The sequence below is a fragment of the Pseudonocardia sp. CA-107938 genome (assembly GCF_050936315.1).
Taxonomy (GTDB): domain Bacteria; phylum Actinomycetota; class Actinomycetes; order Mycobacteriales; family Pseudonocardiaceae; genus Pseudonocardia.
Window position 1 is genome coordinate 1,696,747 of sequence record NZ_JBNJNA010000001.1, and the last position, 22,438, is coordinate 1,719,184.

20 protein-coding genes are annotated in these 22,438 nt (G+C 71.4%); 6 read left to right on the top strand and 14 right to left on the bottom strand.

The window, feature by feature from the left end:
* Positions 1–14: 14 nt before the first annotated feature.
* From ACQEVB_RS08455 to ACQEVB_RS08475, 5 genes are read right to left on the bottom strand one after another with little or no spacing between them, the layout of a single operon-like run.
* The gene (locus tag ACQEVB_RS08455) at positions 15–1,130 is read right to left on the bottom strand and encodes an ABC transporter ATP-binding protein (RefSeq protein WP_432967132.1); all 1,116 of its coding nucleotides are present in this window, start codon (positions 1,128–1,130) and stop codon (positions 15–17) included.
* Positions 1,127–1,930, bottom strand: a complete 804-nt coding sequence (locus ACQEVB_RS08460) for an ABC transporter permease (RefSeq protein ID WP_432967134.1) — start codon at positions 1,928–1,930, stop codon at positions 1,127–1,129. The genes ACQEVB_RS08455 and ACQEVB_RS08460 overlap by 4 nt, the downstream gene beginning before the upstream one ends.
* Positions 1,927–2,808 (bottom strand): ABC transporter permease, encoded by an 882-nt coding sequence (locus ACQEVB_RS08465; RefSeq protein WP_432967135.1) that lies wholly within the window; start codon positions 2,806–2,808, stop codon positions 1,927–1,929. Before ACQEVB_RS08465 ends, ACQEVB_RS08460 begins: the two co-directional genes overlap by 4 nt.
* Positions 2,805–3,854 carry an extracellular solute-binding protein gene (locus tag ACQEVB_RS08470; protein WP_432967137.1) on the bottom strand — a complete coding sequence of 350 codons (1,050 nt, stop codon included), beginning with the start codon at positions 3,852–3,854 and terminating at the stop codon, positions 2,805–2,807. Before ACQEVB_RS08470 ends, ACQEVB_RS08465 begins: the two co-directional genes overlap by 4 nt.
* Before the next feature lie 31 nt (positions 3,855–3,885).
* A complete protein-coding gene (locus tag ACQEVB_RS08475) occupies positions 3,886–4,794 on the bottom strand; it encodes a VOC family protein (protein ID WP_432967139.1) in 909 nt (302 codons plus the stop codon).
* On the opposite strand from ACQEVB_RS08475, the gene ACQEVB_RS08480 reads away from it, so the two are divergent.
* Complete coding sequence (locus ACQEVB_RS08480; RefSeq protein ID WP_432967141.1) at positions 4,768–6,246, top strand: glutamine synthetase family protein; 1,479 nt, start codon at positions 4,768–4,770, stop codon at positions 6,244–6,246. The genes ACQEVB_RS08475 and ACQEVB_RS08480 overlap by 27 nt on opposite strands.
* Positions 6,247–6,300: 54 nt before the next feature.
* On the opposite strand, the gene ACQEVB_RS08485 is transcribed toward ACQEVB_RS08480, so the two are convergent.
* From ACQEVB_RS08485 to ACQEVB_RS08500, 4 genes are read right to left on the bottom strand one after another with little or no spacing between them, the layout of a single operon-like run.
* The gene (locus ACQEVB_RS08485; RefSeq protein WP_432967143.1) at positions 6,301–7,800 is read right to left on the bottom strand and encodes an aldehyde dehydrogenase; all 1,500 of its coding nucleotides are present in this window, start codon (positions 7,798–7,800) and stop codon (positions 6,301–6,303) included.
* Positions 7,801–7,814: 14 nt separating this feature from the next.
* Entirely contained in the window at positions 7,815–8,543 is a 729-nt protein-coding gene (locus ACQEVB_RS08490) for a gamma-glutamyl-gamma-aminobutyrate hydrolase family protein (RefSeq protein ID WP_432967145.1), read from the bottom strand.
* Positions 8,540–8,902, bottom strand: a complete 363-nt coding sequence (locus tag ACQEVB_RS08495; RefSeq protein ID WP_432967147.1) for a cupin domain-containing protein — start codon at positions 8,900–8,902, stop codon at positions 8,540–8,542. Before ACQEVB_RS08495 ends, ACQEVB_RS08490 begins: the two co-directional genes overlap by 4 nt.
* A gap of 1 nt (position 8,903) precedes the next feature.
* Positions 8,904–9,737: a fumarylacetoacetate hydrolase family protein gene (locus ACQEVB_RS08500; protein WP_432967149.1), complete on the bottom strand. Its 834-nt coding sequence runs from the start codon at positions 9,735–9,737 to the stop codon at positions 8,904–8,906.
* A gap of 105 nt (positions 9,738–9,842) precedes the next feature.
* On the opposite strand from ACQEVB_RS08500, the gene ACQEVB_RS08505 reads away from it, so the two are divergent.
* Positions 9,843–10,406: a helix-turn-helix domain-containing protein gene (locus ACQEVB_RS08505; protein ID WP_432967151.1), complete on the top strand. Its 564-nt coding sequence runs from the start codon at positions 9,843–9,845 to the stop codon at positions 10,404–10,406.
* A 48-nt stretch (positions 10,407–10,454) separates the two neighbouring features.
* Here ACQEVB_RS08505 and ACQEVB_RS08510 read toward each other — a convergent pair whose 3' ends face one another.
* Entirely contained in the window at positions 10,455–11,894 is a 1,440-nt protein-coding gene (locus ACQEVB_RS08510; protein ID WP_432967153.1) for a PucR family transcriptional regulator ligand-binding domain-containing protein, read from the bottom strand.
* A 112-nt stretch (positions 11,895–12,006) separates the two neighbouring features.
* Between ACQEVB_RS08510 and gabT the strand changes: the two genes are divergently transcribed.
* Positions 12,007–13,389: a 4-aminobutyrate--2-oxoglutarate transaminase gene (gabT, locus tag ACQEVB_RS08515; RefSeq protein WP_432967155.1), complete on the top strand. Its 1,383-nt coding sequence runs from the start codon at positions 12,007–12,009 to the stop codon at positions 13,387–13,389.
* Entirely contained in the window at positions 13,386–14,774 is a 1,389-nt protein-coding gene (locus tag ACQEVB_RS08520) for an NAD-dependent succinate-semialdehyde dehydrogenase (RefSeq protein ID WP_432967156.1), read from the top strand. The genes gabT and ACQEVB_RS08520 overlap by 4 nt, the downstream gene beginning before the upstream one ends.
* A gap of 452 nt (positions 14,775–15,226) precedes the next feature.
* Here ACQEVB_RS08520 and ACQEVB_RS08525 read toward each other — a convergent pair whose 3' ends face one another.
* Both ACQEVB_RS08525 and ACQEVB_RS08530 read right to left on the bottom strand, forming a co-directional pair.
* Complete coding sequence (locus ACQEVB_RS08525) at positions 15,227–16,780, bottom strand: MFS transporter (RefSeq protein ID WP_432967158.1); 1,554 nt, start codon at positions 16,778–16,780, stop codon at positions 15,227–15,229.
* A 154-nt stretch (positions 16,781–16,934) separates the two neighbouring features.
* On the bottom strand, positions 16,935–17,318 hold the full coding sequence (locus tag ACQEVB_RS08530) for a nuclear transport factor 2 family protein (RefSeq protein WP_432967160.1): 384 nt from the start codon (positions 17,316–17,318) through the stop codon (positions 16,935–16,937).
* Between the two features lie 54 nt (positions 17,319–17,372).
* On the opposite strand from ACQEVB_RS08530, the gene ACQEVB_RS08535 reads away from it, so the two are divergent.
* Complete coding sequence (locus ACQEVB_RS08535) at positions 17,373–18,548, top strand: serine hydrolase domain-containing protein (RefSeq protein ID WP_432967162.1); 1,176 nt, start codon at positions 17,373–17,375, stop codon at positions 18,546–18,548.
* 111 nt (positions 18,549–18,659) lie between these two features.
* The gene (locus ACQEVB_RS08540) at positions 18,660–19,598 is read left to right on the top strand and encodes a ribose-phosphate diphosphokinase (RefSeq protein ID WP_432967164.1); all 939 of its coding nucleotides are present in this window, start codon (positions 18,660–18,662) and stop codon (positions 19,596–19,598) included.
* Positions 19,599–19,601: 3 nt separating this feature from the next.
* On the opposite strand, the gene ACQEVB_RS08545 is transcribed toward ACQEVB_RS08540, so the two are convergent.
* Positions 19,602–20,723: a hypothetical protein gene (locus ACQEVB_RS08545; protein WP_432967165.1), complete on the bottom strand. Its 1,122-nt coding sequence runs from the start codon at positions 20,721–20,723 to the stop codon at positions 19,602–19,604.
* A gap of 99 nt (positions 20,724–20,822) precedes the next feature.
* Positions 20,823–22,238 carry a PLP-dependent aminotransferase family protein gene (locus ACQEVB_RS08550; RefSeq protein WP_432967167.1) on the bottom strand — a complete coding sequence of 472 codons (1,416 nt, stop codon included), beginning with the start codon at positions 22,236–22,238 and terminating at the stop codon, positions 20,823–20,825.
* Positions 22,239–22,438: the final 200 nt, after the last annotated feature.

Here is a 22,438-nt window from a genome sequence, read left to right on the forward strand (position 1 = left end):
GCTCCTCTGCCGCGTCAGGCTTGCGCGGGCTCGACCGCGGGGGCCGGGTCGGCGACGACGACGGAATCCTCGGGAAGCCAGGTCAGGCAGACGGGATGTCCGGGACGCAGCTCGGGGTCCGCGGTGGCGCCGGGCTGCTTGACCATGACCTCTCCGGCGTCGGGGACGTCCACCAGCACCCGCTGCTGCGCGCCGAGGTAGACGACGTCGCGCACCGTGCCGAGTACTCGGTTGGCCGTCGACGGTGATTCCTGCGACGCGATGCGCATCCGCTCGGGGCGCACCACGAGGGCGGCGGCGTCGCCCGTTGCGATGGCGGAGGTGGACGGCACGACGAACGGTCCGGCCGCGGTCTTGAGCACGGCCTCGGAGGTGCCTGCTTCGTACCGTCCGTGGAACACCGTGGAGTCGCCCATGAAGGTGGCGACGAAGAGGGTCCGGGGCCGTTCGTACAGGTCGCGTCCGGTGCCGAGCTGTTCGATCCTGCCCCCGTTGTAGATGGCGATCCGGTCGCTCATCGCGAGCGCCTCGTCCTGGTCGTGGGTCACGTAGACGACCGAGACCCCGAGTTCCTTCGTCAGGCGGCTGATCTCCGTCTGCAGGGTTTCGCGGAGCTTCTTGTCGAGGGCACCGAGGGGCTCGTCCATGAGCAGGAGTCCGGGCTCGAAGACGAAGGCGCGCGCCAGTGCCACCCGCTGCTGCTGCCCGCCGGACAGCTGGGCGGGCTTGCGATCGGCCAGCGCGGTCAGGTGCACCTGCTCCAGTGCCCGCTCGACCCGGCGCCGGGTCTCCTCGGCGGGGGTCTTGCGCATCTTGAGCGGGAAGGCGACGTTGTTGGCCACGGTCAGGTGCGGGAACAGTGCGTAGTGCTGGAACACCATGCCGATGTTGCGCCGGAACGGTGGGACCTTGGTCAGGTCCCGGCCGGCCAGTGTGACGGTACCGATATCGGGCCGGATGAAGCCGGCGATCATCTGGAGCGTCGTCGTCTTGCCGGATCCGGAGGGTCCCAGGAAGGAGACGAACTCACCCTGGGCGACGTCGAGGGAGACCGATTCGACCGCGACGGCCGAACCGTAGGTCTTGCGGACGCCGCCGAGGCTGAGCAGCCCCGTGTGGTGCGTGCTCATCCAGGGGCCTGCTTTCGTCGTGTGACGGCGCGACCGGTGAAGACGATCGCGAAGAGGGCGATGGTGCTGAGCGCGACGAGCATCGTGGACACTGCGACGGCAGTCGGGTCGCTGGAGTTGCGGACCTGGTTCCACATGGTCACCGGGAGCGTGGTGTAGGTCGGCCCGGTCAGGAACAGGGAGACGACCATCTCGTCCCACGAGGTGACGAACCCGTACACCGCCCCGATGGCGATGCCGGGGGCCAGCGCGGGGAGCACGGCGTGGCGGAAGGTCGCGATCCGCCCGGCGCCGAGGCCGGCAGCCGCGAGTTCGAGTGCGGGGTCGAGGGTCTGTGCGCTCGCGGTGACCGTGACGACGACCATCGGCAGCGCGAGCACGGTGTGCGCGATGACCAGGCCCAGCATCGTGCGGGTCAGGCCGAGGCCCGTCATGAAGGCGTAGGTGCCGATGGCGGTGATCACGACCGGCACGACGGCGGGGCCGAGCACGAGCGCGTGGAGCAGCCCGACACCGCGGAAACGACCCCGGACGAGGGCCAGCGCGAGCGGCACCCCGAGCGCCACGCTCACGATCATCGTGAGGACCCCGATCACCACGGAGTGCGCCGTCGCGTCGAGCCAGTTGCTCGATGTGAAGAACCTGCGGTACCACTGGGTGCTGAACCCGGTCGGCGGGAACTCCAACGTCGAGCTCCGGGTGAAGGACAACGGGATCAGGACCAGCGACGGCGCCGCGAGCACCAGCGCGACGACCGTGACGTAGACGCGGAGCGGCAAGGCCCGCAGGGACGCGATCATGGAGTGCCTCCGCCGACGACGTCGCGGATGCGGACGAACCGGCTGCCGATGGCGAGGATCAGGAAGGTCGCTGCGAGCAGCGTGACCGCGAGCGTGCTCGCGATGCCGAACTGGCTCTTGCCGACCAGGTCCACGATGGCCTTGGCGATCATGCTCCCTTCGGTGCCGCCCAGGATCGCCGGAACGATGAAGAAGCCGAGGGAGAGCACGAAGACGAGCAACCCGCCCGAGTACACCCCGGGCAGTGTCTGCGGGACGTAGGCCCGCAGGAAGGCCCGCTTCGGGGATGCGCCCAGGCTGGCTGCCGCCCGCACGAGTGCGGGATCGACCCGGCGCATGACGGAGTACAGCGGCAGGATCAGGTAGGGGAGCAGGATCTGCGTCATGCCGATCGTCACGCCGAAGGTGTTGCGGATCAACGGCACCGGGCCATCGGTGAGCCCGAGTGCCATCAGGACCTTGTTCAGCACTCCGGTGTCCTGCAGCCACACCTGCATCGCCACGCTCCGGACCAGGAAGCTGGTCCAGATCGGCAGGAGCACGATGGCGAAGAGCACGGACTGCCAGACGCCCCCGGCCTTCGCCATCAGGTAGGCGTACGGGTAGCCGAGCACCAGGCAGCCGATGGTCACCAGCGCCGAGATCTGGAAGGTCTGCAGGAGGATCTTCAGGTAGGCCGGGGAGTGCGCGAAGACCTCGTAGTTGGCAGGCGAAGGATCGGTGAGGCTGCGGAGCAGCACCGTGGCCAGCGGATAGCCGAAGAACACCGCCAGGAAGACGGCGCCCGGCAGCGCGACCCACAGCCAGCCGTCCACCCTCCGGCGCGGCTTGCGGGTGCCGACGAGGGCCGCGGCCGGGGCTCTGGCGGCCGTGATCACCGGAGTTTCCAGGCCTGGAACTTGGCGTCGGCGTCGGCGTACGCCGAGTCCCAGTAGGCGTCGTCGAGGTTCACCGCGGTGGACAGGTGCGCCGTCGGCAGCCAGTCGGCGATCGCGGCGGGCGGGTTCGCGGTCGCCCCGGCGGTGCCAGGACCCTGCGGGTAGACCGTGCCGAGTGCGCCGTTGCGGCTCTTGTCCGTCATGAAGGCGATGAGCTTGTTGGCCTCGGCTTCGTGCCTGGTGCCCTTGGGTATGACCAGGTAGTTGCCGAAGGTGATCTGCTGGTTCCACTGGGCGGCGACGGGCTTCTTCGTCACGACCGCGAGGTTGTAGAGCCGCGGCGAGAACGTCAGGCTGAAGACGGTCTCACCGGAGGCGAGGAGCTCCTCGGACTGGGTGCCGGTCTCCCACCAGACGATGTCGCTCTTGATGGTGTCGAGCTTCCGCAGCGCGCGCTCGATGTCGAGCGGGTAGAGCTGTGCCGCGGGCACCCCGTCGGCAAGGAGGGCCGCCTCGATCGCGCCTCCGCTGACCCACTGCGGGAAGGCGCGCTTGCCCGGGAACTTCCAGGTGTCGAAGAAGTCTGCCCAGCCGGTGGGTGCGCCCGTCGTCTTGGCCGTGTTGTAGCCGAAGACCATCGCGCTGGTGTTCTCGGCGACCCGCCACTTCGTGTTCGTCAGGCCCGGGGCGGGCGTCGCACAGGAGGTGACGACGGTGCAGTCGATCTCCTCGAGCATCGGTGACTGGGCCTCGAGGCCGTAGTCGCCCTGGACGTCGACGACGTCCCAGGAGACGTCACCGGATTGGACCATCGTCTTGAGCTTGCCGTAGTCGGCGGCGTCGGTGACGACCGTGATGCCGGTCTGTGCGGTGAACTCGTCGAGCCAGGCCTTCCGCTGCGCCTGCTCGTAGGCGCCGCCGAAGGTGGCGAACGTGAGCGTGACGCCGCTGCCCCCGGAGCTGCCGGCGGAGGTGCCGCATGCGGTCAGGATCGACGTTCCGGCGACGAGGGCAATGGCGAGCGCTGCACGTCTCGTGGTCTGCATTGCTGTCTCCTGGGGTGGGGATGGGGGTGGGTCAGTCCCAGATCGAGCGGAGGCTCTCGCGTTCGGCGTCGACGGTCTCCTTGTCGAAGCGGAAGTAGGAGCGGGGCGGGAGCATGCCCCAGACGTTGGAGCTGCGGCGGTCGTCGGGGAACGTGCGGGGCAGGTGGGTGCGGTCGATCTGCTCCATGTCGCAGTAGAGCTCCACGAAGCACTCGGCTTCGGGCAGCCGGACGTAACCGGCCAGGTTGCCGCCGATCCCGTGGCGGACCGGGCCCCACGGGAACCAGCGCCCGTGCTGGGCCAGGTGGTCGAACGACGACCTGATCTGCCCGAAGTCGATCAGGTCGAACGCGACGTGGTGGAAGTGCGGAGTGCCGGTGTTGACGAACGCGTTGACGTGATGGTCACCGCCGATGCGGAGGAACACGCCCGCGTCGTCGCCGAGGTAGTCGGTGACCTCCTGGCCGACGACGGTGGTGTAGAAGTCGACCATCGTCGGGAGGTCGGCCGTGAGGTAGTTGACGTGCCCGAGCCGGCGCGGACCTGCCTGGCGCAGCGAGTCGGTGCGCCGCGACGTCACGGGGAACGCGTTCGCGCCGTCGCGGGGGCGGTACGGCACCAGGTGCACGCCGTTGCCTTCGGGATCGAGGAACTCGACAGCGTTCTCGGACCGCGTGTACAGCACTCCGTGGTCCTTGAGGTGCTTCTCCGCGTCCGCCAGTGAGAACTCGGGGTCGAGGTTGTAGGCCGTGTGGATCGCGCCGGGGTTGTTGGTCCTGCGCAGCACGAGCGAGTACGGCTCGTAGTTGCATGCGAGGAAGGACTCGGTTGGCGTCCGCTCACGCTCGGCAAGCCCGAACTCGACCTGCCAGCTGTGTGCAGAGGCGTCCAGGTCCTCGACTCCGAGCGCGACGTGGTCGATGTCGTGGAGCTTGATCATCTGCACTCCTCGGGTGCCGCGGCACCGTTGCTGTTTCTTCTAATGAACATCTATAGTACTAAGAGAAACGACGCAGCGCCAGAGCCTGGCTCAGGCGACCGAGGGAAAGTCGAGGCGACGATGACGGTGCACGCCGACCGGGCTCCGGCCGTGATCGAAGAGGACCAGCCGGCGGTCGACCGGCTGCGCGCGCTCGCCACGAACGCGAAGGTCGTGCGCGTCATCCATGCCGACCTCTTCGGCCGGCAGCGGGCGAAGCAGTATCCGGCGGCTGTCTGGGAGGAGCTCCTCGACGGTGTCGCGCTGTCGAAGGTGAGCCTCGCCGAGGACCTCTTCGGGGTGCCCGTGTCGGCGGCGGAGTTCCCTGAGCTTGCCGGGCACCCGGACCTGTCGGTCCGCCCCGATCCCGAGACCGTCCTGGTGCCTCCGTGGGAACCGGACTCGGTGTGGGTGCTCGGCCGGCTGTTCGAGCACGGCCGCCCCTCGGCGTTGTGTGCGCGGGGTGCGTTGCGCGACGCCCAGGAGCGGCTCGTCGCCGGCTCCGGTCTGGCTGCGATCACCGCGTGCGAGCCGGAGTTCTACCTGTTCCAGCGGACCGCGGACGGTTCCCGCGGTGCTGCGTACGCCAGGGACGGGGTCTCGTACACGATCGATCGGCCCAACGACCCCACTGGCGCGGTCGGCCGACTCCATCGCCGGCTGATCGACTTCGGGATCGGCGTGACTGCGGTCAACCGCGAGTTCTCGCCGGGCCAGTTCGAGATCAACCTGCGGCACACCGACGCCGGCCGCGCCGCCGATCAGGTCTTCCTCCTGAAGTCGGCGGTCAAGGAGCTGGCCGTCGACGAAGGGCTCGTCGCGAACTTCATGGGCAAGCCGGTCACCGGCGAGGAAGGCAGCAGCCTGCACATCCACATGTCGCTGTGGGACGGCGACCAGAACGCCTTCGCGACGCCCGGCGGCGGGCTGAGCGACCGGGCCCTCGCGGCTGTCGCCGGGATCCAGCACCACGCGGCGGCGTTGCTGGCGTTCGCGTCGCCGACGGTCAACTCCTACCGTCGGTTGGTCGGGGAGGGCTTGTCCCCGCGCCGCAGCAACTGGGGAGAGGACAACCGGTTGAGCTTCGTGCGGGTGCCGGCGGAGCGGGGTTCCGCGACCCGCCTCGAATTGCGCGCCGGCGATGCCAGCGCCAGCCCGCACCTCCTCACCGCGGCGCTGCTGCACGCCGTCCGCGATGGCGTGGAGCGCGACCTGCGACCCAGCGACGACGGCGTGCTGCTGCCCCGGTCGCTCGACGAGTCCCTCGCGGCGCTCCAACGCGACGACGTCTTCACCGAGGCGTTCGGTGCGGAGTTCGTCAAGGTGTACGTCGCGCTCAAGACCGCCGAGATCGACCGGCTCGCTGCCACGGTGACCGATGCCGAGTGGCAGCTCTACTCCCACCACGCCTGAACGGGCTGGATCCTGCGGTGGGCCGGAGACCTCACCCGGCCCACCGCAGGTGGTTCAGGGTCGGAACTTGATGTAGGTCGTCTTGAGCTCGGTGTACTTGTCCACCGCATGCTGGGACTTGTCGCGGCCGTTGCCCGATTGCTTGAAGCCGCCGAACGGCACGGTGAGGTCGCCCTCCTCGTAGCAGTTGACCCAGACGGTGCCGGCGCGCAGGCGGCGGGACAGTCGGTGTGCCCGGCTGAGATCGGCTGTCCACAACCCGGCGGCGAGTCCGTAGATCGAGTCGTTCGCCAGCGCTATCGCCTGCTCCTCGTCGTCGGCGACGAGCACGGCGAGGACGGGTCCGAACACTTCGTCACGCGCCAACCGCGACGTCGGATCGACGTCGCCGAACACCGTTGGCGGGTGGAAGCACCCGCCCAGGTCCGGCCCGCCGACAAGGAGCGTCGCACCGTCCTCGTGGGCGTTCGCGACATGGCGTCGGACGTCGGAGAGCCGGGCGGCAGAGGCGAGGGGGCCCATCGTGGTCGCGGGGTCCAGCGGGTCGCCCGGCCGGTACCGGCCGGCTCGGTCGATGATTCCGGCGATCGCCTCGTCGGCGACGGCGCGGTGCACGATCAGGCGCGACGGTGCGGTGCACATCTGGCCCGCGTTGAAGAAGATCCCCCAGGCTGCGACGTCGAGGGCGGCATCGAGGTCCGGCGCGTCCGGCAGGACGATGTTGGGCGACTTCCCGCCCAGCTCGAGCCAGGTGCGCTTGAGGTTGGACTCCGCGGCGTACCGCTGGAACGCCCGCCCGACAAGGGTGGAGCCGGTGAAGGCGAGCGCGTCCACATCGGGGGAGAGCCCGAGGTGCCTGCCGACGATCTCGCCGCGCCCGGTCACCACGTTGAGCACGCCCGGCGGTACTCCGGCTTCGAGGGCGAGCTCGGCGATCCGCAGCGCCGAGAACGGCGTCAGGTCGGCCGGCTTGTGCACGACCGTGCAGCCGGCCGCGAGGGCGGGTGCGATCTTCCAGGCCGACAGGGTGAGCGGGAAGTTCCACGGGGTCACCACGCCGACGACGCCGATCGGCTCGCGCGTGATCAGTGCCAGGTCGTCCGGCCCGACCGGCGAGGTCTCGTCGAGCGCCTTGTCCGCGTACTCCGCGTACCACCGGTAGGTCGCCAGCACCGCGCGGAGTTCGACGGCGTAGGCGTCGGAGATGGGCTTGCCCATCTCCAGGCTGATCATCAAGGCGAGCTCGGCCCGGTTCTCCTCGATGAGGTCGACCAGACGCAGCAGGATGTCCTTGCGCTCCCGGGGCAGCATCCGCGGCCATGGGCCGTCGTCGAAAGCGCGCCGGGCCGCGTCGACCGCACGATCGACGTCCCCCTCCGTCGCGGCGGGCGTCGCTGCGAGGACCGAACCGTCCCTCGGGGTGACGTGTGCCCAGCTCGCGCCGTCCGCGGGCGGGACCCGCTCGCCGTCGACGACCAGCGCGTCGGGGAACCGGACCTGCTGCGCGAACGCCGTCCAGTCGGCGTGGCTGCGGCCGGCGGTGACGGCAGACATGGTGCGCTCCTCGGTCAAGGACGGGTCGCGGCCTCGACGAAGGCCCGCAGCAGCGACGTGCCTTGGGCGTCGAGCCGTTCTTCCGGGTGCCATTCGACGCCGACGACGAAGCGCGCGGAGTCGTGTTCGACTGCTTCGATCACGCCGTCGGGTGCGTGGGCCGACGCCGAGAGGCCGATGCCGAGCCGGTCGGCGGCCTGGTGGTGGTGGGACGCGATGGTGAACGGTTCGGTGCCCTCGATCTTCGCGAGCAGGGAGCCCGGCCGGACGTGGACCTCGTGGCTGGTGAACTCGCCGACGATGCCCCGGTGGGGGGTGAGGTCGACGTGGTCGCCCAGGTGCTGGACGAGGGTGCCGCCGAACGCGACGTTGAGGACCTGCATCCCGCGGCAGATGCCCAGGACCGGGATACCGCGCTCGTGGGCGCGGAGGGTGAGCGCGATCTCGAGCTCGTCGCGCTCGCGGACAGGCGGATCGTTCGACTCGTGCGGTACCGCCCCGTACAGCGCGGGATCGAGATCCCGGCCTCCGGCGAGCAGCACGCCGTCCACCACGTCCAGCAGGCGGTCGTGGTGATCACGGTGGGTGTCCAGCGGCGGTATCAGCACGGGCGCGCCACCAGCGGCCACGACGGCGGTGAGGTAGGTGTAGGACAACGCGGCCACGTCCACGTCGACCCAGGCGCCGGACGTGGCCAGGCGCCTGTCGCAGACCACCCCGATCAGCGGCGGCGGAGCGGTCACAACGGCGACCGCTCTTCCCAGTCGGTGACGCCCCAGGTGATCGCGAGCCAGACCGCGTCGGTGCCGGCGTCCGCGCCGTGCCAGTGCCGTTCACCCGGCGGGGTCTCGACGAGCACGCCGGGCGCGAGGCCTGGGTGCGCCCCAGATTCGGCACCGACCCGACCGGTCCCGCTGACGAGGAGGAGCAGCTGTCCGCCGGGATGCGAGTGCCAGTGGGTGACCGCGCCCTCGGCGAAGTGGACACGGGCGACGTCGGTCGCGCCGCGCCCGACGTCCTCGGCGAGCATCTCCAGGATCACCGGACCGGTGAATCGTCCGCTGTAGACGTACCCGGTGTTGCCCTGCTCGATGATCTTCACCTCAGAGTTCCTTCCGCACCGCGTTGCGGAGGGTGCCGACGCCCCCGACCGACACCTCGACGACGTCGCCGTCCCGCAGGTAGAGGGGAGGCGTGCGCTCGTCGCCCACTCCGCCCGGGGTACCGGTCGGGATCAGGTCGCCCGGCTCGAGGGTCACCCCGCGGCTGAGGTACTCCAGCAGTGCCGGCACATCGAAGATGAGGTCGCGGAAGTGGCCGTCCTGCACGAGCTCGCCGGCGAGCCTGGTCTGCACGGTCAGCTGGTCGAGATCCACCGCCTCGACGCTGACGATGGCCGGGCCGATCGGGGTGAAGGTGTCGAAGCTCTTGCCGAGCGTGAACTGCCGCATGGGCGTCTCGAGCTGGGCGCGCCGGCCGCTCACGTCATTGACAGCGGTGAAACCGCCGACGTAGTCCCAGGCCTTCTCGGCCGGGATCCGGTACCCGCGCTTGGCGATGACGATGCCGACCTCGCCCTCGTAGTCCGGCCGGGTCTCCTCGCGCGGCACCACGATCTCGTCGAAGGGGCCCGTCACCGAGGACGGGAACTTCGCGAAGACCACCGGCACATCAGGGTGCGCGAGATTGGTCTCCACCACGTGCGACCGGTAGTTCAGCCCGATCGCGAGGATCTTGCCCGGCCGCACCGGCGGGAGGAGGGTGACCTCGGTCAGTGCGTGCACCGGCCCCGAAGCGGCGGCGACGCGATCCCAACCCTCCTGATCGGGGATGAACCCCTGGGGAGTGGCCGGGCCGGCGTCGGTGATCGTGTCGCCGTCGAGGCGTCCGATCCGTGGCAGTCCGCCGGACGTCGTGAAGTGCACGGCTTGTGTCATGCTCCGACTCCTCGCTTGGTTACTTCGTGAATACGATCGTCATCGTAAAGGATGACAAGCGAGTCTGACCAGTGCCTGGCAGCAGCCGCTGTCAGACTGCGTGACATGAGCGCGATCGTTTCGGCCTTGGCGGCCAATGTCCGTCGACTCCGGGAGTCCCACGGGTTCTCGCTGTCCCAGCTGAGCGAACGCTCGGGCATCGCGAAGGCGACCTTGTTCAAGGTCGAGGCGCAGCGCACGAACCCGACGCTGGAGACGATCGAGGCGATCGCGGACACCTTCGGGGTCGCGGTCGCGCAGCTCATCGCGATCCCGGAGCGAGCCGTGGTCGAGGTGCTCAAGCATGGGGAGGGGCAGGACATCTCCGACGACTCCTCGATCGGCTACGTGCTGCGCAGCCAGGTGATCGGAGCGGGGCTGCTGGAGATCCACTCCCAGGAGTTCATCAATGCCGAGACCTCGGCGTCCCACGGGATCGGGGCCCGCGAGCACGTCCTCGTCCGGGAAGGCTCGATCCGCGTCGGGCCCGTCGGTGAGGAAGCCGTCATCACGGCCGGGGACTACGCCACCTATCCGGCGGACCGCCCGCACCGCTGGCAGCCGGTCGACGGGCGGGCACTGGTGTGGATCGTGCACACCTTCCCCCGCGCCGCGCCGTTCGTGGGGTGAAGCCCGAACGGTCCCCGGCAGCCGGGTCGACCTACGCCGACGGGTCGGTCAGTGCTGCCCGTCGGCGATCTCGAGCGCGATCCAGAGATCTGCGCGGCCGGCAGCGGTGTCGACGTCGCGTCCGAGCAGGACCCCGATCCGCTCCATCCGCTTGCGCAGGGTGTTGCGGTGGATGCCGAGCTCGTCCGCTGTCGGTTGCCAGCGGCCCAGGTGGGCGAGGTAGGCGCGCAAGGTCCGGCGCAGGTCTGGCTCGGTGGTGAGCTCCCCGAGGATGCGCGTCGCGAGCACCCGGGCGGCATCGGCGGAGAGCCCGGCCCGGATGTCGCCGCGGAAGTGCTCGTCCCAGCGGACGACCGGGGCACGATCGGTCGCGGCGGCGACGGCCGTGGCAGCGGCTGCAGCGCTGAGCCCCGCTTGCGCGAGCGGCACGGCCGTTCCCGTGCCGACCCGGCATCCGAGCTCGGCGAGCAGGCGCTCGACCTGCGGTACGTCCGCCGGGTCGAGCACGACGGTGATCCGGCCGTCGGTGACGGCCGTCATCAGCGCGGCGGGGTGCGCGCGGGCGACGTGTGCACGCGCGACTTTCGGTACCCGTTCGCCGTGCAGCACCTGCACGATGTCCGGCACTCCGGGAGCGCCCGTCACGAGCGCGGTGATGCTGCGCGCCGCGTCCGGCGCGCCGTCGAGCACCAGGCGCGCGGCGCAGTCCCTCAGCCGCAGCTCGGCGTCGGCGGCCGCCCGCGACCGCTCGATGTCGAGGGTGAGCAGTGCCACGGTGGCGGCGAGCGCGGCGCGCACCACACCGTCCGGTGGGGTGGGCGTGGCGAGCACGAGATGCGCGTCCGGCGCGGTGGTCCCGATGGGCTGCACGACCGTCGTTCCGGAGTCGTCCACCTCGGTCACGGCGCCGGGGCGGGCATCGTCGCGCAGCGTGCGCAGCGCGCGCCGCGCCGCGTCGTTGGGTCGGAACGCTGCCGGTGTGATCGTGGTTCCGTCGGCGTGGACCAGGCCGGCATCTCCGCCACTGGCGTCGGCGAGGAGCGCGAGCACGCGGCGGCGACCGTTGCGCTGCACGATCGCGCGCGTGAGCTTCTGCTGAAGGAGCAGTGCCGCGGCCGTGGACTCGCGTTCCTCCTCCGCGATGAGCCGGGCGACGGCCTTGCTGATCGCGATGAACGGAGTCGACTCCGGCACGAGGAGCAACGCGAGGTCGGCGCCGGCCGCCGCGGCGATCAGATCCGCAGGGACCGCTGAGTGGCTGAGGCCGACGCCGAACCCGAGAGCTGCAGCACCGGCGCCGGCGAGGCGTTCGACGTAGCCGGCCCAGCTGCCGGTCCAGCCGTCGGCGTGCGTGGCGAGCCCGGTGGTGAGCAGGAGCTCGCCCCCTTCCAGGTAGGGGGCCGGATCGGCGAGCTCGCTGACCGCGACCCACCGGACGGGCAGCTCGGGTCGCCCGCCGACCACCGCCCGGAGGGCCAGCGCGGGCATCCGGAGAAGGTCGGCGACGGTCGGCATCGTGTCAGATTTGCACACGATCGGGCGCGGATCGAGCAGATCTGCACACTGTTCGACGGCAGCGCCGCGTCCCTACCGTCGGCTCATGACCACATCTGCCGCCACCGCCGTCGTCGTCGGCGGGCCCGGGCTGCCCCAGCGTCGCGAGCTGCGCACGTCCATCCCCGGCCCGCGGTCCCTCGAACTGCAGCGGCGGCGCGTGGCTGTGGTCCCGGCAGGTGTCTCGTCGGTGATGCCGGTCTACGCGGCGGCGGCCGGCGGTGGGGTGCTCGTCGACGTCGACGGCAATTCCTTCATCGACCTCGGCTCCGGAATCGCGGTCACCTCCGTCGGCAACGCGGCGCCGCGCGTGGTGGCCGACGCCGCGGCGCAGCTGGCCCGGTTCACGCACACCTGCGCCATGATCACGCCGTACGAGGGGTACGTGGAGCTCGCCGAGGCGCTGACCGCGATCGCCCCCGGGGATCACGAGAAGCGGGCGGCGCTGTTCAACACCGGCTCCGAGGCCGTCGAGAACGCCGTGAAGATCGCCCGCTACGCCACCGGCCGGGCGGCGGTCGCGGTCGTCGACCACGCCTATCACGGCCGGACGAACCTGACGATGGCGTTGACCGCGAAGAACGTCCCGTACAAGGACGGCTTCGGCCCGTTCGCGCCCGAGGTGTACCGAGCGCCGACCTCGTACCCCTTCCGGGACGGGCTCGACCTCGACGGGGCCCCGATCGACGGACCTGCTGCCGCGGCGCGGACGATCGCCCAGCTCGACCGCGCCGTCGGTGCTTCCCGGCTCGCCGCACTCGTGATCGAACCCATCCAGGGCGAGGGCGGTTTCATCGTCCCAGCCCCGGGCTTTCTGCCCGCCCTCGCCGCGTGGTGCCGCGACCACGGCATCGTGTTCGTCGCCGACGAGGTGCAGACCGGCATCGCGCGCACCGGCGCATGGTTCGCCTGTGACCACGAAGGGGTCGTTCCCGACCTCGTGACGACGGCGAAGGGGCTCGGCGGAGGGCTCCCGATCGCGGCCGTCACCGGTCGCGCCGACCTGATGGACGCCGTGCACCCGGGTGGTCTCGGCGGCACCTACGGAGGGAACCCGGTCGCCTGCGCGGCCGCGCTCGCGGCGCTGCGCACGGTCCGCGAGGAGAACCTGATCGACCGGGCCGTGCAGATCGGGGCCATCGCGCTCGACAGGTTGCGCGAGCTGCAGCGTTCCGACCCACGGATCGGCGACGTCCGCGGCCGGGGCGCGATGATCGGCATCGAGTTCGTCCACCCTGGCACCCACGAGCCCGACCCCGGCCTCGCCAGACGGGTCGCGGCCTCGGCCCACCAAGCGGGCGTCATCGTCCTGACCTGCGGCACCTTCGGCAACGTCGTGCGGCTGCTCCCACCGCTCACCATCCCGACCGACCTGCTGCTCGAAGGCCTCGAGGTCCTCGCCGCTGCCCTCGAGGAGGGACGGCCGTGACGGTCATCGGGTGCGGGTTCACCGTCCACGACCCCGCCACCGGCGAGGTCGTCGCCACCGTGCCGGACGCCGGTGTCGACGAAGCCCGTCGCGCCGCGGACGCTGCAGCCAGCGCCCTACCGGGGTGGGCCGCCACCCCGCCGCGCAGGCGCTCGGAGGTCCTCGCGCGCGCCCACGGGCTCATGGTCGAGCAGACCGACGCGCTCGCCCTACTGATCAGCCGTGAGTCCGGCAAGGCGCAGGCCGACGCGCGCGCCGAGGTCGGGTACGCCGCGGAGTTCTTCCGCTGGTTCGCCGAGGAGGCCGTCCGGCCGGACGGGCACTTCGGCCTCGCGCCCGACGGCCGCAGCCGCTCGATCGTCGTCCCCCAACCGGTCGGGGTCGCCGCGCTCGTCACGCCGTGGAACTTCCCTGCAGCCATGGTCACCCGCAAGGTGGCACCGGCGTTGGCCGCCGGATGCACCGCCGTCCTCAAACCCGCGGCCGAGACGCCGCTCACCGCACTCGCGATCGCCGAGATCCTCACCGAGGCGGGCGCGCCGGCCGGCGCACTCGGCGTCCTGCCCACGACCCGGCCCGCGGAGGTCGTGACGGCGCTGCTCGAGCACGACGCCGTCCGGAAGCTGTCGTTCACCGGCTCCACCGCGGTCGGGAGGCAGCTCCTGCGCCAAGCCGCCGGTCGCGTCGTCAACTGCTCGATGGAACTCGGCGGGAACGCACCCTTCGTGGTGTGCGCCGACGCCGACCTCGACGCGGCCGTCGAGGGCGCGCTGATCGCGAAGCTGCGCAACGCCGGCCAGGCCTGCACCGCCGCGAACCGGTTCCTGGTGCACGACGCGGTCGCCGAGGAGTTCACCGCCGCGCTCGCCGAGGCATTCGCGGCCCGCACGGTCGGTCCGGCCGCCGACCCCGACACCGACATCGGACCGCTGATCGATGCCCGGGCCGTCCGCCGGATCCAGGGCCGGGTCGACGAGGCGCTCGCCCGCGGGGCGTCGCTCGCGCACCCGCCCGCGCCGGTCCCGGGAGTCGGGTCGTTCCTCGCGCCGCTGGTCGTCCGGGACGTGCCGAGGGATGCCGCGCTGGCGACGGAGGAGATCTTCGGCCCGGTCGCCCCGATCCTGACCTGGAGCGATCCGCGGGACATGATCGCGACCGCGAACGCCACCGAGTACGGACTGGCGGGTTACGTCTACTCCAGCGACATCGACCGAGCGCTCACCATCGGCCGCTCCCTGCAGTGCGGCATGGTCGGCGTCAACCGCGGCGTGGTGTCCGATCCCGCCGCCCCGTTCGGCGGCATGAAGCAGAGCGGGCTCGGCCGCGAGGGCGCCCGGGAGGGGATCCGCGCCTTCCAGGAGACCCAGTTCCTCTCGGTTGCATGACGCAGGCTCGGCGCGTCGCAGGGGTGACCTGGCAGCGCTGGAGGCGGAGGCGGCTACTGCCCACCTCACCTCCGGTCGACCACATGCACGGTGTAGCCGCGCGCGGCCCGGGGTGCATGCGCGATGTCGCGACGGTCCGGGACTCGCGTCCTGCCGCTCGTCCCCTGCTCCTGCCGCGCGGTGCGTCGTTGCGCGGTTGGCCGGCCGACAGCGCGGGCTCGCCGTACTCCTCGTCGAGCGCGAGCAGCTGCGGCTCGCGCTCGATCCGCAGCCCGTTGAACACCATCGCAAGAGCAACGCTGCTGGGAACGGAAGTCGTGACCGGGCTGCGCAGCGCGGCCGGCGCCCCACCTCCGCTCGTCGATCAAGGGCAAAAGGTCGCTGGTGGATCTTGGTCCGCGACATTCTGCCCTTGATCACCGCAACCTCCCCGCCGGCTGCCCGACGCGGCCTCAGCAGGGCACGGGCTCTGCCACCGGCTCCTCGGCGTGCTCCTCGGCGTGCTCCTCGGCGTGCTCCGTGCTGCGGAGGGCGACCAGGGCGATCGCGGCCAGCGCCAGCGCCAGGACGGCTGCTCCGGCGGCGGTGACCTGCATGCCGGCCACGAACGCGCCGCGGGCGGCGTCGAGCAGGGCGTCGGCGGCGGGGGCCGGCAGCTCGGTGGCGACGGTGACGGCGCCGCCGAGGGTGTCGCGGGCGGCGTCCGCGAGGTGGGTGGGCAGTCCGTGCGCGGCGTGTCCGACGCCGGAGCGGTACCAGGCTGCGGCGATGCTGCCGAGCGCCGCGATGCCCAGCGCCCCGCCCAGCTCGAACGCCGTCTCGGAGATCCCGGACGCGGCGCCCGCCTTCTCGGCGGGTGCCGAGCCGACGACCAGTTCGGTGGTCAGCCCGAACACCGGACCCATGCCCAGCGACACCAGCACGGCCGATGCGACGAGCGCGCCGAGGCCGGATGCGACCTGGACCTGGGTGAGCACCAGCAGTCCGACGGCGGTGACGGTGAGCCCGCCGGCCACGACCCGGGCCGGCGTGACCCCGGCCAGCACGCGCGGGGCGAGCTGCGAGCTCAGCACGAACCCGGCGGCCGCGGGCACCGACCACATTCCCGCCTCGAACGGCGTCTGGCCGAGCACCAGCATCTGGTACTGGGCGAGGAACAGCATCGACCCGACCATCACCAGCACGGCCAGGAAGTTCACCACCAGCGCGGTGGAGAAGGCGCGGTGGGCGAACAGCGACACGTCGATCATCGGATCGGCGCTGCGCCGCTGCCGGCGCACCCAGCCGACGGCGAGTGCCGCGCCGGCGGCGACGGCCAGCCCGCTCACCGCGTCGACGCCGTGCTGGGCCATCTGCTTGAGCCCGTAGACGATCGCGAGGAGTGCAGCGACGGACATCACGGCGCTGACCAGGTCGAGCCGGCCGGCACCCGGGTCGCGGTACTCGGGCAGCAGCCGCGGGCCCAGCACCAGCAGCGCACCCATGACGGGCAGGGCGAGCAGGAAGACCGAGCCCCACCAGAAGTGCTCCAGCAGCATGCCGCCGAGCACCGGCCCGACGGCGCTGCCGGCGGAGAACGCGCCGATCCAGATCCCGACGGCGACGGAGCGCTGCTTCGGGTCGGCGAACATGTGGAAGATCAGCGAGAGCGTCGACGGGGCGATGGTTGCACCGGCGATGCCGAGCAGCGCGCGGGTCGCGATCAGCATCTCCGCGGACGTGGAGAACGCGGCGAGCACCGACACGACGCCGAACGCGGCGGCGCCGATCAGCAGCAGCCGGCGACGGCCGATCCGGTCGCCGAGCGTGCCCATCGTGACCAGCGCACCGGCGACCATGAACCCGTACGAGTCGATGATCCAGAGCAGCTGGGTGCTGGTGGGGCGGAGGTCCTCGCTGATGGCGGGGACGGCGATGTTGAGGACGGTCAGGTCCATCACGTACAGCAGGTAGGCCAGTGCGAGCACGGCCAGCCCCGTCCATTCACGTGCGGTGGCGCGCTGCATGTCGGCTCCCGGTGCGGTCGAGGTCTTCGGAGAGGTGGACCAGCGCGCTCGCCCGAACTCATCGGTCGGCCGACAAACCCCGTCGAGAACGAAGTTGTGGTGATCAACAAGGCTTGTTGATCACCACAACTTCGTTCTCGACGGCGAGACCGGGTCACGCCGGCGGCCGCCACGCCATCGGGCTGAGCTGCAGCCCGGCGAGCTTCCACTGCCCGTCGCGGCGCACGGCGATGTGGGTGACGCGGAACGACCCGTCGACGGGCCTGCCCTCGTGGCTCGCCTTCTGGGTGTGCACGCCGATCGAGACGGCGGTGTCGCCGTAGTCGCGGACCTGCGCGTCGGTCCACTCGAGGGAGTGGGTGACGAGCCGGCCGCCGTCGTAGCGGTGCAGCCACTGCTCCTTGGTGAGGACGAAGCCGGCGGGGCCGACCATCGTGAAGTCGTCGACGGCGACGTCGGCCATGGCGGCGGAGTCGCCGGCGATCTCGGCGGCGGCCCAGCGGGCGATCAGTTCGCGGATCTCGGTGTCTGTGCTCATGTCATAAAGATAGATATCGAACGGTTCGATGTCAACGTGTAATAGGATTCGATCATGGACGGAATGGCGGACGACCGGTTCGGACGGATCGAGGACGTGCTCGCAGGGCACGTCGCGGAAGGCCGGTTGCCCGGCGCGGTGTACCTGGTGCGCCGGGGCGACGACGTGCACGTCGGCGCGGTGGGCACGCTCGCGGTGGGGGACCAGCGGCCGATGCAGCGCGACACGATCTTCCGGCTCGCCTCGCTCACCAAGGTGGCCACCGCGGTGGCCGGCCTGATCCTCGTCGAGGAGTGCCGCATCCGGCTGGACGAGCCGATCGACCGGCTCATCCCCGAGTTCGCGTCGCCGAAGGTGATCCGCACCCGCGAGTCCGAGCTGGACGACACCGTGCCCGCGGACCGCGCGATCACGGTGCGCGACCTGTTCACCTTCCGCCTGGGCACCGGCATGGACTTCGGCTTCTCCGGCACCCCGCTCGGCGATGCCACGGCCCACTTCCACCGCTACCCGGACCAGGGCGGCTACACGGCCGACTCCTTCGTCGCGGAGCTGGGCAAGCTGCCGCTGATGGCCCAGCCGGGCGAGCGGTGGATCTACAACTCCGGCTCCGACGTGCTCGGCGTGCTGATCGAGCGCGCCGCCGGGCAGCCGTTCGCCGAGTTCCTGCACGAGCGGGTGCTCGCTCCGCTCGGCATGCGCGACACCGGGTTCACCGTGCCGGAGGAGCACCTCGGCCGGGTCGCCCACGGGTACCTGGCCGACCCCGTGACGGGGGAGATCGGTGCCGGCACCGGGCCGGAAGGGCTGCGCACGCCGCCGGATCGCCCGTCCCCGTCCGGGGGGCTGGTCGGCACGGTCGACGACTGGCTCGCGATCACCGAGATGCTGCGGCACGCCGGTCGCTACCCCGGTGGACGGATGCTCGCGCCGATGACGGTCGCGGCGATGCTCACCGACCAGCTGCCCGATGCCGTAAAGGCGGTGTCGGGCTTCCTGCCGGGCTGGTTCGACAGCCGCGGCTGGGGCCTCGGCATCGGGGTCGGCACCCGGCGGGACGGGATGGAAGCACCCGGCCGCTACGGGTGGGACGGCGGCTCGGGCACCACCTGGTACACCGACCCGACGACCGACCTCACCGCGATCCTCCTGACCCAGCGCGGCGGCTTCCCGCTGATGTCCCCGGTCTACCTGGACTTCTGGGCGTCGGTGCACCAGGCGGTGGAGTAGCCCCCTGCGTCGAGAACGACGTTACGGTGATCAACAGGCCCTGTTGATCACCACAACGTCGTTCTCGACGGATCCGGCTGGGCCACCTGGGGGAGGCATACCCTTTCCGGAGTGGACGACTACGTGCTCCTGTCCGGTTCGGCCAACCCGCAGCTCGCCCGCGCCGTCGCCGAGTACCTCGGCCACCCCCTGCACCAGGGCGAGACGCTGAAGTTCAGCGACGGCAACCTGTTCGTCCGCGTGCCCACCAACGTGCGCGGCCGCGACGTCTTCCTCGTGCAGGGCACCGCGTTCCCCGTCAACGACAACGTCATGGAGCTGCTGTTCTGGATCGACGCGCTGAAGCGCGCCAGCGCCGCGTCGGTCACGGTCGTGATCCCGTACTTCTCCTACGCGAAGGGCGACAAGAAGGACGAGCCGCGGGTGTCGATCCGCGCACGCGTGGTCGCCGATGCGATCGAGGCGGCCGGCGCCGACCGCGTGATCACCATGGACCTGCACGCCCCGCAGGTCGCCGGGTTCTTCCGCATCCCCGTCGACGACCTGTACGCGCTGCCCGTGCTGTGCGACGCCGTGCAGGCCAAGCACCTGCCGGACCTCGTCGTCGTCTCCCCGGACGCCGGGTTCGCGAAGAAGGCCAAGCTGTACGCGCGCCGGCTGGGCACCCCGCTGGCGATCGCCGACAAGGAGCGGACCGACCACTCGGAGTCGGCCGCCGTGGTCGACCTCATCGGCGAGGTCGACGGGCGCACCGCGCTGATCGTCGACGACTTCACGGTCTCGGCCGGCACCCTCGCCGACGCCGCCCGCGTGCTCGTCGAACGCGGTGCGGCGAGCGTGTACGCGCTGGTCACGCACGCACCGCTGACCGGGCGGGCGATGGAGCGGCTGGCGGCGAGCCCGATCGAGCGGCTGTTCGTCACCGACACCGTCGAGTCCCGGCCGGTCGAGCTGACCGACCGGGTGGAGATCGTCTCGGTGGCGGGCCTGTTCGGTGAGGCGATCCGGCGCATCGCGCGCCGCGAGAGCGTGAGCGTCCTGTTCCGCTGAGGCTCAGGAGCCCTCGCGGGTCCAGAAGCTCCAGTAGATCGGCTGTCGGGTACCGGCCGGTGCCGCGACCTGGATGGTGGTCGAGCGACCCGCCGCCAAGTCCAGCGGCAGGGTGGCGACCTTGCTGGCGTTCGCCATGATGTCGATCGTGCCGAGCATCCGGCCCGTGCCCGCGTTGCTCAGGGTGATGGTGGCGCAGATGCCCTTGTCGCACGGCTGCTCGGAAACGACGGTGCCGTCGACGTCGGCGCGCTCGTTCATCTTCTGCGACGTGGTCTTGGGCGACTCGCTCTCCCGGACCTTGGCCGCAACCCCGCGGACCCGGCTCGCCGCGGCCTCGTCGGCCTCCTCCGCGCGCAACGGCTCGGGCTTCGGGGAGCCGTAGGTCGTGCTGTCGACGGCCACGAACCGGTGCGTCGACGCGTCGACGAACACCCTGCGGCCCATCTGGTCGGCCACCAGCACGTCCTTGCCGTCGAGCTGCTGCTTCTCCGCCTTGGTGTTGTCCCACAGGAACGGCATGTCGAACTTCATCGATCGCTTCAGCTCGGCCGGTTCGAGTGCCGCCAGCTGCTGGACCACGGAGAGCTCGGGCGGGTCGGAGATCCACACGTCCTCGAACCGGCCCGCGTAGTTCGCGTAGGACGAGCCGCCCGACCACCACTGGCGGTTGCCCTTGAGCACCATGCCGCGGCTGTCCCACGCGATCTCGGCGCGGCCGCCGCCGGGTCGGGAGAGGGTGCCCCCGAGCTCGCCCTTCACCACGGTGACGTCGACGTCGACGGCGTCGCGGCCGTAGTTGGTCATGAGGCCGTGGTAGCGCACGGCCGGCCACGACCCGGCTTCGGTGAGTGCGCCCTCGACGAGGCTCTTCGACGATCCCGAGCCGGTGACGGACAGCGCCGTGGCGACGGCGCCGGCGATCAGCGCCAGCACGACCCCGATGATCGTGATCGGCAGCCACACCCTCCGGCGGGGCGGCGGGTAACCGGGAGGCGGGTAACCGGGGTAGGGCGTGACGGGGAGCTGCCCGGAGGCGGACGTGGCCTCGATGGCCGGGAGCTGTCCCGTGTAGCCCAGGGTCGGGTGCGGTTCCACGGGTGGCCAACTCTGCGGCATGGTCATGACGGCTCTCCGGGGTCGCGTGGGGACGCTGTACCGGGGATGACCGGCTATCCGGCGGATCGGTTGGGCGACGTGTCCGGTATCACCCGTCCGGCCCAGTTATGGGCCGGACAGCAGATCGGCGATGCGCGCGATGCCGGAACGGATCGCGCGTTCCGGCAGCGTCCCGAGGCCGAGGACGAGCTGGGCCGGGTCGGGTGCACCGTCGGCCCGGTAGTCGGCCATCGCCGTCACCCCGACGGACCGGGCCGCGGCGCCTGCCACCACGTCGACTTCGGTGACGCCGGGCGGCAGGTGGGCGACAGCGTGCAGCCCCGCTGCCAGCCCGGTGATCCCGACGGCGGGCGCGTGCTCGCGCAGCGCCTCCACCAGCGACTCCCGCCGCGCCGCGTAGACCCTACGCATCCGGCGCAGCTGCCGGTCGTAGCGACCGGACGAGATCAGCGCCGCCAGCGCGACCTGGTCCAGCACCGGCGAGCCGCGGTCGGCGACCAGCTTCTCCGCCACCACCGCGTCGGTGAGCGCGGGTGGGCACACCAACCAGGCCATCCGCAGGCCCGGGGCGAGCGCCTTGCTGGTCGTCCCGATCATGAGCACCCGCTGCGGGGCCAGTCCCTGCACCACACCCACCGGTTCCTTGTCGTAGCGGAACTCGGCGTCGTAGTCGTCCTCGACGACGTACCCGTCGTGGTCGTGGACCCACGCCACCAGCTCCTGCCGGCGCTGGGGCGACAGCACCACGCCCGTCGGCCACTGGTGGGCCGGCGTCAGCAGCACCGCCTGGGCGCCGGTCGCGGCCAGCGCAGCCACGTCGATGCCGGCGGCGTCGACGGGCACCGCCACCGTCTCGATGCCGGCTTCGGTCATGGCCGTGAGCACGGTGCGGTCGGAGTAGCCGGGGTCCTCGAACGCGATGCGCCGCACCCCTACCCGCTGCAGCGCCCGCCGGGCCAGCTCGACGCCCTGCGCGAACCCCGAGCAGATCACCATGTGCGCGGGGTCCGCCGCCGCGGCGCGGACCCGGCGCACGTAGCCGGCGAGCACGCGGCGCAGCTCCGGGTGGCCGCGGGGGTCGAGGTAGCCCAGGTCGGCCGTCGGCACGGTGCGGATCGCCTCCCGCAACGCCCACGCCCAGTCGGCTCGCGGGAAGCTGGCCAGGTCGGGCACGCCCACCGTGAAGTCGATCTCCATGCGCGGCGCGGCGGGCGCGACCGCCGCCGCCGGGTGGTCCTCGACGTCGGTGTGGACGGCGGCCACCCGCGTGCCGGAGCCGGAGCGGCTGGTCAGGTACCCCTCGGCCAGCAGCTGCTCGTACGTCTCCTGGACGAGGCCCCGCGACACGTCCAGCTGGCGGGCCAGTTCCCGCGACGACGGCAGTCGCTCCCCGGCCCGCAACCGCCCGTCCCGGATCGCGTCGCGCACCCCGCACAGCAGCTGCACGCGGAGCGGTTCGGGCAGCGAGCGATCCAGCTGCAGCAGCAGCTCGGGCCCGATCCCGCTCCAGTCGACGCTCATGCTCGCACCGTAACCGTGGCGGGCGCGGCAGCTCAGCGGGCCGAAACCGTCGCGTGCCACTCCGCCGGTCGGCATGCTGCCTCTCATGCCGCCGAGGACCTGCGCGCGGCGGACGGGCGGCGTCGAGCACCGCACCGCCGAGCACGCCATGATGGCCGGCAAGGCCCCGCTGTTCGGCGACGACGAGGCGCTGGCCCGGG